We start from the raw sequence: 13,425 nt of genomic DNA on the forward strand, positions 1-13,425 counted from the left end.
AGGACCAGATGGCAAAAAGTAAATTCTATGCGGTTCGCGTTGGTCAAACCCCCGGGGTGTACTTAACTTGGGCGGATTGTCAGGCACAAATTAACCACTATTCTGGGGCACAGTATAAGAGTTTTCCGACCCGTGCAGAAGCGGAAGCATTTTTAACTGGGTCAACCACGACGGCAAGGCGGCCGCACCGAACAAAGTCGAGTCCGAGCACCGCGGCAGTAGAGACTAAGGCTGACATTGTGGTCTATACTGACGGTGGTAATCGGAATACGGGGAATGTTCAAGGAGGGCAAGTTAAACCAACTGATCGTTCGGCCTGGGCGTTTCAAATGAGCGCGGCGGGTCAAACCGTGACCGGGACTTCTGGCGAATGGGGCGCAACCAACAATCGCATGGAAATCATGGCATTGCTGCAAGCATTGAATTACTTGTTGGAAACGCAACAAGCCAATACCACGATTCTAGTGATTATGGATTCAAAGTATGTCTTGGACGCCATTCAAAAAGGCTGGCTAAGCGGTTGGAAAAAACGTGGTTGGCGGCGAGCTGGTGATAAACCACTCGCTAACAGCGAACTTTGGAAAATAATTGATGGTGAGTTAACCCAATTTACTAAGTTATCGTTCAAGTGGGTTAAGGGTCATGCGACAACTACTGGAAATAATTTAGTTGATGAATTGCTTAATCAAACGATGGATCAAATGAAAACCGGTCAGCCAATTCCTGCTAAAAATGCGACCGCTAAATTACCTGGTCGTCCGGTGACCGCCCTTCAAGGGGATTTGTTTGCAACGACACGGACATCAACGTCAGCGGCTGCTATTAAGCGGCCAACTACGCCAAAGGCTAAGCCCGCGGATACAGCTGAGTTAGGTCACTTCAACAGTGAACATGCGCAGCAGGCGTCCATTGATGCGATGTCGGAGATTGCTAAAAACTGGCGTAATGACTAACGAGATTGATCAAATTATTGACCGCCTAATTTTCCAAAATTGAATTCGCTTTCAAAACCTAAGAAAAACTTATATTTTTCTCATGACCAAACTGTTTTACCTTCTTTGACTAATCTGATACACTAGGTGACAAGAAAGTTGAGGTGACTGATTGGCATGTCTATGAGATTGTGGTTACACCACGCAATTGAAAAATTAGCGTGAGGGTGGTCACTGGCTTACGCCTGTGACTGGGAATGCTATGGACAGCAACCGGCACTGTCAACTCGGGAAATTGACTGATTGACTCAAATTTTAGGTGAAAGAGGGATTCTATGAATAATTTTCAACAAGAACCGCAACCAAGAACAATTAATACGCAAGTTGGGTTACGGAGTTTTTTAACTAAGATGTACGGTTTCATGACTTTAGCCGTATTAGTATCTGCGGTTTCAGTTTATTTATCAATTAACGTGTTTGCGGCGCAAATTAATGCGCTCTTTGGTCAACACCCATTCATCACGCTAATTATCTTTATGATTAGCATGTTTGCCATGATTGGTGGAATTCAAAAGAATGCGACTCGGAATCCAGGCATGAGCTTTACGTTACTGATGTTGTTCGCCGTCATTTTCGGTGTTGAAATGTCAGTAATGTTGGCATTGTACACTGGTGCGGTTCTTACGGGAGCTTTCATCTCAGCTGCCGCAGTGTTTGCAACGATGGCGGTTATTGGGACGACCAGCAAACGTGACATGTCACGTTTGGGAACACATTTGTTTGCCGCTTTGATTGGCTTGTTAGTGGCTTCAGTGGTTAACATGTTCTTACAAAGTGCCATGATCAGTTACGTGTTCTCATACATTGGCGTGTTAATCTTCGCTGGATTATCCATGTGGGATGCCAACAAGATGCGTGATATGTATCTTCAATACGGTGATCAGGTTTCATCGACTGGTTTAGCTGTCAGTGGTGCCTTGTCACTTTACTTGGACTTTGTTAACTTGTTCTTATACTTTGTCCAAATCTTTGCCGGCGGGTCAAACCGGAACTAATTTTTAAATCGCGTTTTAAAACGAGTACCTGACATTGTTGTCGGTACTCGTTTTTAATCGTCTGAGTCCCGTTGACAGCGATAGTTTGGTACAATTGAATAAATAACTCGACTTGAAGGAGTGCGCAAATTAATGGCAAAAAAATTATTATTGATTGACGGCAATAGCGTTGCATTTCGGGCGTTTTTCGCGTTGCATAATCAACTTGACCGCTTCGTGAATGCAGATGGGCTGCATACGAATGCGGTTTATGGTTTCAATACGATGCTAGATCATATGATCAAGGCCGTAGAACCAACCGATATGTTGGTGGCATTTGATGCTGGTAAAACGACTTTCCGGACTGCCATGTTTGACAATTACAAGGGTGGTCGCGCTAAAACGCCGAGTGAATTTTCGGAACAAATGCCATATATTGAGCAACTGCTAGATGCTTACGGCATTCAACATTACAAATTAAAAGACTATGAAGCTGACGATATTATCGGGACGTTGGCTGGTCAAGCGGACGCCGCTGGCTATACCACGACGATTGTGACCGGAGATCGGGATTTGACACAGCTAACAACTGATCACACCACCGTGGCGGTGACGGTCAAAGGTGTCTCTGAAGTGGAACGTTATACGCCCGAGCATGTCCAAGAAAAATTGGGCATCACGCCAACACAGATCATTGATATGAAGGGTCTTACGGGCGATACTTCGGATAATTATCCCGGCGTCACCAAAGTCGGTGAAAAGACTGCGCTAAAATTATTGAAAGCGTACGGCTCTATTGAAGGCGTCTACGAAAATGTTGACGGGATGAAACAGAGCAAGATGAAGGAACACCTTATTGAAGACCATGAGTTGGCGACGCGGGCTAAAGTACTGGCAACGATCAAACGGGATGCGCCAATTACCGTTGGCATTGCCGATTTAACTTATGATGGCCCCAATATTGAGCAGCTCGCAGAATTCTATCAAACGATGGATTTTCAATCTTTCTTGAAAAAGTTAAAAATCGCCAACGCTGAACCTGCTGCCCCAATCAACTATACCGTTTTGACCAAGGACAACTTAGATGAGCTGGCTCAATTTAAGACGGCAGTTGAATTTTATCTAGAGATGCCTACCGCGAATTATCATACGTCGGCATTTGCTGGCTTTGCGATCGGTCATGGTGGCCACTGGTTTATCAGTCGTGACGTTGAGTTGCTGATGCAGCCGGCTGTGGCTGAGCTTTTGGCCAGTCAGACGATTCAAAAAAATGTCTTTGATATGAAGCGAACGATTGTCGGGCTAAATCGCTTGGGTCTCAGTCTGAACGCCGTTGATTTTGATTTGTTGCTGGTCTCATACTTATTGGATACGAATGATAATAGTAATGATTTGGGCAATTTAGCGGAACAGCACGGTTACACCGATTTGCCAACCGATGAGGAAGTCTATGGGAAGGGCGTTAAACGGGCGATTCCAGATGATGATACGATTTTCTTCAGCCATTTAGCACGTAAATTGGCCGCCATTGCTGCCTTACATGTCGAATTAATGACCAAATTGGATGAGAACGAACAAGACCCTTTATATGACGATATTGAAAAGCCAATGGCAGTGGTCCTCGCACAGATGGAAATTGCCGGGATTAAAGTTGATAGTGCCACGTTACAGGCCATGGGAAGTCAGTTTAAGGAACGCCTTAGCGAAATTGAGCAGACAATTTACCATGAAGCTGGTCAAGAATTCAATATTAATTCTCCTAAGCAACTTGGCAAGATTTTATTCGAAGACATGAAGTTACCAGTTATCAAAAAGACGAAGACCGGTTATTCGACGGCAGTCGATGTGTTGGAAAAATTAGCCCCAGAAGCCCCAATCGTTGCAAATATTTTACAATATCGACAAATTTCAAAGATTCAGTCGACGTACGTGGTCGGTTTGTTAGATGCCATTCACTCAACTGATCAAAAGGTCCACACTCGTTATTTGCAGACGTTGACGCAAACTGGTCGTTTATCCTCTGTGGATCCTAATTTACAAAATATTCCAGTTCGTTTAGAGGAAGGCCGGAAGATTCGGCAAGCCTTTGTGCCAAGTCATACAGGTTGGCAGATCTTTTCATCAGACTATTCTCAAATCGAATTACGCGTTTTGGCACACATCACGCACGACGAGAATTTGCAAGCGGCTTTCAAGGAAGGCGACGATATTCACGCTGCAACAGCGATGCGAATCTTCAACTTGAAGTCGGCTGACGAAGTTACACCGAATATCAGACGCCAAGCCAAAGCGGTTAATTTTGGGATTGTCTACGGGATTAGTGACTATGGCCTGTCACAAAATATTGGCATTACGCGGAAACAGGCTAAAGCCTTTATTGATGCTTATTTCAAGGAATACCCTGGGGTTAAGCAATATATGACCGATATCGTCAAACAAGCGCATGAATTGGGCTATGTTGAAACGATTTCCCATCGCCGTCGCTATTTGCCAGATATTCATGCCAAGAGTTTCAATCAGCGGTCATTTGCGGAACGAACAGCGATGAATACGCCGATTCAAGGTAGTGCGGCCGATATTATCAAGATTGCCATGATCAAGATGCAGGCCAAATTAAAATCAGCCGGTTTGAAGGCAACCATGTTGCTCCAAGTGCATGATGAATTGATTTTTGAAGCACCCAAGGAAGAAATTCCGGTCCTTGAAAAGTTAGTGCCATCCGTGATGGATTCTGCCATCAAACTCGAGGTACCATTGAAGGTCGAGAGTCACTTCGGCGACACTTGGTACGATGCGAAATAGGAAGTGATCACATGCCAGAATTACCAGAAGTAGAAACGGTTCGGCGCGGCTTGAATCGGTTAGTTAAGGGTGCGACGATCGCCAGTATTGACGTATATTGGCCAAAAATCATCAACAATGATGTGGCTAGTTTTAAACAGCGACTTGCTAATCACACCATCGAAACCGTTGATCGGCGCGGAAAATATTTGTTGTTCCGATTTAGCGGTGGCCTAACAATGGTGTCGCATTTACGAATGGAAGGCAATTACTTTGTCATGCCCAAAGATGAAGGCCGTACTAAACATACACATGTGGTGTTCCATTTAAAGGATGATCGTGACCTGCTCTATAACGACACGCGTAAATTTGGTCGCATGACGTTAGTGCCGACCGGTGAAGAAACGACAGTTGGTGGCCTGAAAAAGATCGGCCCCGAGCCGGTGGCGAGTGACCTGACCGTGGCCTATTTAACTGAAATTTTCCAAAAGTCGAAAAAAATGATCAAACCACTTTTATTGGACCAGAGTAAAATTGCTGGTATTGGCAATATTTACGCGGATGAGGTGCTTTGGTTAAGCAAAATCCATCCGATGCGGCCAGCTAATTCGCTGACCATTGAAGAAATTGAGTTGCTTCGGCACAATATTATTGATGAGATGGCGGCGGCGATAAAGGGGCACGGGACAACCGTGCATACTTTCTCTAACGCGTTCGGTGAAACTGGTCAATTTCAAAATCAATTACATGTGTATGGTCGTGAAGGGGAACCTTGTGAACGCTGTGGGACGCTAATTGAAAAAATAAAGGTCGCGCAACGTGGAACACATTTTTGTCCACACGATCAACGATTGTAGGTGGCGCGATGACACAATTGATTGGATTAACTGGTGGAATTGCCACGGGCAAATCAACGGTCTCTGCCATGCTGGCCGAAGCCGGCTTGCCCATTGTCGATGCTGATAAAATTGCTTGGCAAGTTGAAGGACCGGGTCAGCCAACCACGCAAAAAATTGCGGCAGCTTTTGGCCCGCAAACGCTGCTTGCGGATGGTCAGTTGAACCGGCGTTGGCTCGGACAACAAGTCTTTAATGACGCAGAGAAGTTAGCAACCTTGACCCGTTTGACCCGGATGCCGATTCAACGGGCAATGCTGGCGGCGATTATCGCGGCTGCTCAGACCAAACCAGCGGCGGTGATTTTAGATGTGCCGTTACTCTATGAGGGTGGCTGGGATCATCTATGCGATCAGGTCGTGGTCGTGACCGCTCCTGAAAACGTTGTCCTGACTCGCTTGATGGCACGTAATCACTTGTCACAAGCCGATGCTCAGTCACGCATGGCGAGTCAATTACCACTGGTTGAAAAGGTCAAACGGGCAGATTTTGTGATTGATAACGGGGAAAACGTTGATAAAACAAGAACGGCCGTGTTAAAATGGCTGAAAACGATTATAAATTAAAACTTATGTGATTTAGAATGTTAAGTAAAAATGAGGTGAGAAGTCTATGCAATGTCCACATTGTCATCATAATGGCTCGCGAGTAGTTGATAGTCGGCCCACTGATGATGGTCGCGTTATTCGACGCCGGCGTGAGTGCGAAAACTGTGGCTTTCGTTTTACCACTTTTGAACGGGTCGAGGCAACACCATTATTAGTCATCAAGAAGAACGGTGCCCGTGAAGAATTCAATCGTGAAAAGATTTTGCGGGGGATTATTCGCTCGGCAGAAAAACGGCCAGTCAGCATGGAAACGATGACCGGCGTGGTTGATGACGTTGAAAATAAAGTTCGCTCGCTGGGTGAAAATGAAATTTCTAGCCAGGTCATTGGCAAATACGTCATGGAACAACTCGCAGATATCGATGAAATTTCCTATATTCGCTTTGCCAGTGTTTATCGGCAATTTAAGGATATGCACGTCTTCTTAAATGAGCTTCAAGATATGATGGAACGTGATAAGGTTAAGTTGGCAAAACAACCAACAAAACCAGCTCATCGTGCGCCTAAAGCAAAAAAAGATAATTAATGAAAACTGGTGAACAAGATGCCTAAAAATGAGCCAGGTTTAACGCCCAAAATGGGCTTCGTTGTTCCGGCAACGCCAGCGTTAAGTCCCGCGGATGAGGCAGTTTTAACGGCACTGTATCTGCCGCTCATTGGCCCGTTGGCATATAGTTTGGCGGCGGCGTTACGTAGTTTACAGACACCGACGACAGAATTGAGTAATCGGCGAAGTCATGCAGATTTGTTGGGAATCCTTAACGTCGACTTACCGACGGTGCTGGCTGCGCGTCAGAAACTTGAAGCGACTGGATTGTTGCGGAGCTACTATCAACAAGATGATTTGGGCGATAGCTACACTTATGACTTACAACGTCCTTTACCGGCAACGCAGTTTTTCGCAGATGATCTGTTGAGTGTGTTGTTACTAGATACGGTCGGAGAATCACGTTATCAGCAATTAGCAGAACAGTTTACACCTACAGCTTTGTCACTGGACAATGCAACGGATGTGTCGGCCAATTTACTGGACGTTTTTCATATTGATAGTCAAAAGGTGACCCATGTGCCAACTGAAATTCAGACGGTGCGTGCGGAACTTGCGACTTCTGCAGCCCCAGCAACATCTATGCCAGATTTAACGGATGAAGCCTTTGACTGGCAAGTTCTTGGACAGATTTTAAAACAGAACTATGTTGATTTGAAACAAGTCGCCGGTGCGCGTCAGTTGATTATGACGGAAAGTCGCGTCTATGGTATCAGTGAAATCGAAATGGCTAAGCTGATCAGTGAAGTTGCGAGTTTAACGACGGGTCAATTCGATGAGAGTCAGCTCAAATTGCTGATTGCGCGACGCTATGAACGTCCAACCGGCAACACGGCTGAGCAACTTGAAGCACGCGCGACCGCGGCCAGTTCCGCGGCGACGTCAACGACGAAGTTATCGACGGCTGAACAGCAACTGGTCAGTTATGCGAAACAAACTGCGCCTTATGAATTTTTGGATGCACTCAAAAAGGAAAAGCACGGTTTTGTGACCAGTGGTGAAAATCGGTTGGTGCATGATTTAGTCAATCGCGGTGTGTTACCAAACGCTGTCATCAATATGGTCATCTACTATCTATTACAGAATCGTGAACTAGCCGCCCTAAATAAAAATTTGTTGGAGACGGTCGCAAATGACTGGCAACAACATGATATCATGACGCCAGAAGCTGCCTTGGCGTATTTGCGTGAACGTCAGCAGCCCAAGCCAACTAAAAAACGGTCAACTCGGGCTCGCAATGGCCGCACACCACGCAAAGAAATCGTGCCGAAATGGGCGCAAAAGCAAGCAAATGGCGCAACCAAAGCTGGTAGCAATCAAATTACTGAAGCGCAACGTAAACAGCTGGCAGAACGTTTAGCCAAGCTGGATTCAAATTCTGAGAAAGGGGACTAAAACATGGAGAATATTTCTGAGACGTTAAAGATTTTGATGAACAAGCGTAATTTAAATCATCAGTATCAAGAATTAATGACCGCTGTCTTTCAAGATCCGGATGTTCGACAGTTTTTAGCCGCTCATCAGCAAGAGCTTTCTAGTGATGCGATGGAACGCAGTGCGACAAAACTTTATGAATTTTGCCAAGAAAAACGTAAAATTGCCAGACATGAACCGACGCAGGTCCCTGGTTATGAACCAGAATTGGTGATGAGTAATCATTTAATTGATATTGCTTATCAACCAACAGCCCAATACCAAGAAGCCCAAGCCGCTCGCGAATTGAAACACCGGGTGCGTTCAATTAGCATGCCCAAAAACATTGAGACGGCTGATTTGAAAGCTTACGACCAAGATGGTGATCGTGCGACGGCGTTGATGTCTGCGTTAGACTTTATTGACGCGTATACGCAAGCGCCAAAACGATTCCACCGAGGCTTATATTTGTATGGGTCATTTGGCGTTGGTAAGACGTTCTTACTGGGGGCGATGGCCAATGCTTTAGCCACTAAAGGCTTTCAAACCACATTGATTCATTTTCCAAGTTTTGCGGTTGAAATGAAACGGTCAATCAGCAACAATACGTCCGGTGATAAGGTTGATGCGATCAAACGGGCACCAATCTTGATGATCGATGATATTGGGGCGGATGCGTCGTCAACTTGGATTCGGGATGATGTCCTTGGTGTCATTTTGGAATACCGGATGCAAGAGGAGTTACCGACCTGTTTCTCGTCCAACTTCTCGATGCAGGAATTACAGGACGGCTATCTCACGGTCTCGCAAAAGGGTGATGAAGAACCAATCAAAGCCCAACGAATTATGCAACGGGTCCGGTATCTTTCAACTGAAATTGAAATGATTGGCCGTAATCGACGTTTAAATCCGACTGATTAGTATTGACATTTAGGCCGAAAGTGGTTTAATAAAAACAGATGCAAAAGACATGCTCGATTTTCATGGATTACAGAGACCCAAGCCTAGTTCTGGAAGCTTGAGACCAGATTATTTGAGATACCACTTTTGTGAACATGCTCAATTGAGCCGGAACGCGTCCGTTATTAGCGCTAATGAGTCAGTGTGCCTTGTCGCACTGAAAAATCGGGTGGAACCACGTCAATCACGTCCCTAATACTAGTTAAGTCTGGTATTAGGGACTTTTTTGTCGTCCCGGCGCAGTGTTTTGGTGAGTGGGTAAATTTTGAAGGAGTGTGTCAATTTATGGCAAGTATTAATGTAAAGTTCCCTGATGGCGCTGAAAAGCAATTTGATGCTGGCGTTACCACGGAAGAGATTGCAAAATCAATTAGTCCCTCATTGGCTAAACGGTCAGTTGCTGGGAAGTTCAACGATCAAGTTGTTGATTATCGTCAACCCTTAACGACTGATGGTAACATCGAAATCATCGCTGCTGACAGTGACGAAGGGATGGCGGTCTTGCGTCAGACTGCTGCCCAAGTTTTGGCTAATGCCGTTAAACAACTTTTCCCTAAAGTTCATTTTGGGAGTGGTGAAGGCAATGCCAACGGCTTCTTCTTCGATACCGACAATCCTGATTCTGAAGGCAAGCAAATTAGTGAAGATGACTTAGATGCCATCAGCTTAAAGATGCAAGCTATTATCAAGAAAGACTTGCCAATCGTGCGTGAAGTCTTATCAAAGGCCGATGCTTTAGCCTTAGTTGGCGATGATCCTTACCAACAAGACTTAGTTAACGACCGGGCTGCTGAAAACGATGGTCAAGTAGTCGTTTACAAGCAGGGTGACTTTGTCGATTTATCAGATGGTGCCCAATTAGCTTCAACTGGTAAAGTTAAGATCTTCAAACTCTTGTCAGTCGCCGGTGCATACTGGCAAGGCAAGTCCAGCAATCCAATGTTACAACGGATTTATGGGACAGCTTTCTTAAAGCAAAAAGACTTAGATGAAGATCTGAAGAAGCGCCAAGAAGCCCGTGAACGTGATCACCGGGTCATTGGGAATGAACTTGATTTATTCTTCGTTGATCCTAAGGTCGGGAACGGTTTACCATACTGGATGCCAAACGGTGCCACGATTCGTCGTCAAATCGAACGCTATATCGTGGACAAGGAAGTTGCTAACGGTTACCAACACGTTTACACACCAGTTTTAGCTAACTTGGATGTTTACAAGCAATCTGGTCACTGGGATCACTATCGTGAAGACATGTTCCCACCAATGGACATGGGTGATGGCGAACAATTGGAATTACGTCCAATGAACTGCCCATCACATATCCAGATTTACAACCATCACATTCGCTCATACCGTGAATTACCATTGCGGATTGCTGAACTTGGGATGATGCACCGTTATGAAAAATCTGGTGCGTTGACTGGGTTATCACGAGTTCGTGAAATGACCTTAAATGATGGTCATACCTTCGTTGCCATGGATCAAATTGAAGAAGAATTTAAGAATATCTTGGCATTGATGGTTGAAGTATACAAAGACTTTGATATTTCTGATTACCGCTTCCGTTTGAGCTATCGTGACCCAGCTAACAAGGCGAAGTACTTCGATGATGACGCAATGTGGGAACAAAGCCAAAAGATGTTGAAGTCAGCCATGGATGACATGGGCTTGGATTACTTCGAAGCCGAAGGGGAAGCTGCTTTCTACGGTCCTAAGTTGGACGTGCAAACGAAGACGGCCCTTGGTGGTGAAGAAACCTTGTCAACGATCCAATTGGACTTCTTGTTACCAGAACGCTTCGATTTGAAGTATGTTGGTTCTGATGGTGAAGAACATCGTCCAGTCATGATTCACCGTGGTTTAGTTTCAACCATGGAACGTTTCGTCGCTTACTTGACTGAAATTTACAAGGGTGCTTTCCCAACTTGGTTGGCACCTAAGCAAGTTACGATTATCCCAGTTAACAATGGTGCCCATGGTGCCTACGCTGAAACCGTTCGTCGTCGCTTAGCTGCTAACGGCATTCGGGTCAGCATCGATGATCGGAACGAAAAGATGGGCTACAAGATCCGTGAATCACAAACGAAGAAGATTCCATACTTGCTTGTGGTTGGGGATCAAGAAGTTTCAAATGGTTCTGTTTCTGTCCGTAAATACGGTGAGGAACGCACTGAATCTGAAGGGGTCGACATGTTTATCGGCGCTATTTCAGAAGAAGTTAAGAACTATAGTCGTGGGGCCAGCAAATAATTAGTTGACACCAGTTTTCAATTCTGATATAGTATTGGAGTTGAGAAAAAAAGCAGAAGCACCCGCTTCTCGCCTTGGTAACGTTAAGTTATCGGGCAGATGAACGAATGAATTTATTCCCATTAACGGGAGTGAGCGGGCGTGTTATGCGCCCGCTCTTTTTGTGGATTTCTCGAAATTTTACGGAGGTGAATTACCATAGCTAAAGATTCGATGGTTAATGACGGCATCCGTGCTCATGAAGTACGTTTGATTGCCAGTGATGGTGAACAATTAGGTGTCAAGTCACGACAAGAAGCAATGCAGATTGCAGAAGATGCGAGCTTAGATCTTGTTTTAGTTGCACCGAAAGCGAAACCACCCGTGGCCAGAATTATGGATTATGGGAAGTATCGTTTCGAGCAACAAAAGAAACAACGGGAAGCTCGTAAGAAACAAAAGGTTGTTAGCATTAAGGAAGTTCGCTTAAGCCCAACCATTGACACCAATGACTTTGATACTAAGCTGAAACATGCTGAAAAGTTCTTGTCAAAAGGTGATAAGGTTCGTGTTTCGATTCGTTTTAAGGGACGTGCCATTACCCATAAGGATATTGGTCGCCAAGTCTTGAACCGAATGATTGAAGCAACGAAAGAATTTGCCTCAGTTGAAGCCTATCCTAAGATGGACGGCCGAAGCATGTTCTTAGTGCTAGCACCAAAAATTGAGAAGTAATTTCTAGGAGGATTATTGATTATGCCAAAACAAAAGACAAACCGCGCTGCTGCTAAGCGTTTCAAAGTAACCGCTAAAGGTAACATTAAGAGCGCCAACGCTTTCACCAGTCATCGTTTCCATGGTAAGACTAAGAAACAACGTCGCCAATTACGTGGTACGGCTGTAATTGAAAAGCCAATGGTCAAAACATATCACAAGTTATTACAAAAATAATTAACACGTTTTAGTTAAATCTAGGAGGAAATAAGATGGCTCGAGTAAAAGGTGGAACTGTAACACGCAAACGTCGTAAGCGCGTTTTAAAATTAGCTAAAGGTTATCGTGGTGCTAAGCATATCCAATTTAAGGTTGCTAAGGACCAAGTAATGAAGTCATACGAATACGCATTCCGCGATCGTAAGAAGCGTAAGAGTGACTTCCGTCGTCTCTGGATCGCCCGTATCAATGCGGCTGCTCGTATGAGTGACATTAGCTACAGTCAATTAATGCATGGTTTAAAGCTTGCTAACATCGATATGAACCGTAAGATGTTGGCTGACTTAGCTGTTAACGATGCTGATGCTTTCAAAGCATTGGTTGAAGAAGCTAAGAAAGCACTTGCTGCTTAATTAGAATTTAAACCTACGTTAAGTAGGGTAGAGCCGTCATCAGCTGATGACGGCTCTTTTCGTTTGGGTAATAAAATAGCGGGCAACCCGCGGCTTGCTTTAATCAAGTCGTGGATTGCCCGCTATTGTTAATAATTGCATTAAACTAAAACTGAAATAGCGTCGTGTTTACGTATTTCAATTTAATAATTTGAAAATAGTAGTGAAGCGAAAAGCGCGATAAAGGCAAAATAGGCTAAGAGACCAATAATCCAAAGAATGAAAAAGACTAAACCAGCACGATTCCAAGTCTTTTGAACGGCCTTGAAAGTTTCAATGTCGGTGTAGTTGCCCTTTTGCCAAGCCCAACCATTACCTTTAAACCCTACAATAAAGAACCAAACGAGATTGAAGATAGGGATTAAGACAAGTAGTGGCAGGTATGATTTATTCCCGATACCCCAAAAAATATTGAACATGAAGGCGCCCCAGTTCCAGCCTTTCACTTCATCAGGGATTTGCTTACCATTTTCTTCCATTATGATCATTCCTCCAAAATAAGATTCGCTGGTGCCTAACGGTGTTAAGTTGGTCAAGCACAGCGAGTAATAGTATACCTGAAAGCTATACAAATTGGTAGGGCTAATTATTAAAGGCAGCAATCAATCCCAGCAGTTAACTTTATGGCGGATTATTTCAT

At 44.6% G+C, this 13,425-nt stretch carries 13 protein-coding genes and 1 other annotated feature; of the genes, 12 read left to right on the plus strand and 1 reads right to left on the minus strand.

Annotation, left to right across the window (positions count from 1 at the left end):
• Nucleotides 1-8 precede the first annotated feature (8 nt).
• The 12 genes from FFM64_RS07585 (at nucleotide 9) to rplT (ending at nucleotide 12,746) form a co-directional block, all read left to right on the plus strand.
• Complete coding sequence (locus FFM64_RS07585) at nucleotides 9-953, plus strand: ribonuclease H family protein (RefSeq protein WP_137607410.1); 945 nt, start codon at nucleotides 9-11, stop codon at nucleotides 951-953.
• A 314-nt stretch (nucleotides 954-1,267) separates the two neighbouring features.
• Nucleotides 1,268-1,987 carry a Bax inhibitor-1/YccA family protein gene (locus FFM64_RS07590; protein WP_137607411.1) on the plus strand — a complete coding sequence of 240 codons (720 nt, stop codon included), beginning with the start codon at nucleotides 1,268-1,270 and terminating at the stop codon, nucleotides 1,985-1,987.
• Between the two features lie 132 nt (nucleotides 1,988-2,119).
• Nucleotides 2,120-4,768 (plus strand): DNA polymerase I, encoded by a 2,649-nt coding sequence (polA, locus tag FFM64_RS07595; RefSeq protein ID WP_137607412.1) that lies wholly within the window; start codon nucleotides 2,120-2,122, stop codon nucleotides 4,766-4,768.
• 11 nt (nucleotides 4,769-4,779) lie between these two features.
• Nucleotides 4,780-5,604, plus strand: coding sequence for a DNA-formamidopyrimidine glycosylase (mutM, locus tag FFM64_RS07600; protein WP_137607413.1), 825 nt, complete (start codon nucleotides 4,780-4,782; stop codon nucleotides 5,602-5,604).
• A gap of 8 nt (nucleotides 5,605-5,612) precedes the next feature.
• On the plus strand, nucleotides 5,613-6,209 hold the full coding sequence (gene coaE / locus FFM64_RS07605; RefSeq protein WP_137607414.1) for a dephospho-CoA kinase: 597 nt from the start codon (nucleotides 5,613-5,615) through the stop codon (nucleotides 6,207-6,209).
• Between the two features lie 46 nt (nucleotides 6,210-6,255).
• Nucleotides 6,256-6,777 (plus strand): transcriptional regulator NrdR, encoded by a 522-nt coding sequence (gene nrdR / locus FFM64_RS07610; protein ID WP_137607415.1) that lies wholly within the window; start codon nucleotides 6,256-6,258, stop codon nucleotides 6,775-6,777.
• Nucleotides 6,778-6,795: 18 nt separating this feature from the next.
• Nucleotides 6,796-8,193 carry a replication initiation and membrane attachment family protein gene (locus FFM64_RS07615; protein WP_137607416.1) on the plus strand — a complete coding sequence of 466 codons (1,398 nt, stop codon included), beginning with the start codon at nucleotides 6,796-6,798 and terminating at the stop codon, nucleotides 8,191-8,193.
• A 3-nt stretch (nucleotides 8,194-8,196) separates the two neighbouring features.
• Nucleotides 8,197-9,132: a primosomal protein DnaI gene (gene dnaI / locus FFM64_RS07620; protein ID WP_137607417.1), complete on the plus strand. Its 936-nt coding sequence runs from the start codon at nucleotides 8,197-8,199 to the stop codon at nucleotides 9,130-9,132.
• A 324-nt stretch (nucleotides 9,133-9,456) separates the two neighbouring features.
• Nucleotides 9,457-11,421, plus strand: coding sequence for a threonine--tRNA ligase (gene thrS / locus FFM64_RS07625; protein ID WP_137607418.1), 1,965 nt, complete (start codon nucleotides 9,457-9,459; stop codon nucleotides 11,419-11,421).
• Between the two features lie 44 nt (nucleotides 11,422-11,465).
• Nucleotides 11,466-11,591, plus strand: a sequence feature (ribosomal protein L20 leader region).
• A 43-nt stretch (nucleotides 11,592-11,634) separates the two neighbouring features.
• Entirely contained in the window at nucleotides 11,635-12,135 is a 501-nt protein-coding gene (gene infC, locus FFM64_RS07630) for a translation initiation factor IF-3 (RefSeq protein WP_171000332.1), read from the plus strand.
• A gap of 21 nt (nucleotides 12,136-12,156) precedes the next feature.
• Entirely contained in the window at nucleotides 12,157-12,351 is a 195-nt protein-coding gene (rpmI, locus tag FFM64_RS07635) for a 50S ribosomal protein L35 (RefSeq protein ID WP_024623797.1), read from the plus strand.
• A 35-nt stretch (nucleotides 12,352-12,386) separates the two neighbouring features.
• Entirely contained in the window at nucleotides 12,387-12,746 is a 360-nt protein-coding gene (gene rplT, locus FFM64_RS07640; protein ID WP_137607420.1) for a 50S ribosomal protein L20, read from the plus strand.
• Nucleotides 12,747-12,928: 182 nt separating this feature from the next.
• Here the strand turns inward: rplT and FFM64_RS07645 are convergent, their stop codons facing one another.
• Nucleotides 12,929-13,264 (minus strand): ribonuclease G, encoded by a 336-nt coding sequence (locus FFM64_RS07645; protein ID WP_137607421.1) that lies wholly within the window; start codon nucleotides 13,262-13,264, stop codon nucleotides 12,929-12,931.
• Nucleotides 13,265-13,425: the final 161 nt, after the last annotated feature.

Origin of the sequence: Lactiplantibacillus daoliensis (genome assembly GCF_005405005.1) — a bacterium.
In the GTDB taxonomy this organism is placed as follows: Bacteria; Bacillota; Bacilli; order Lactobacillales; family Lactobacillaceae; genus Lactiplantibacillus; species Lactiplantibacillus daoliensis.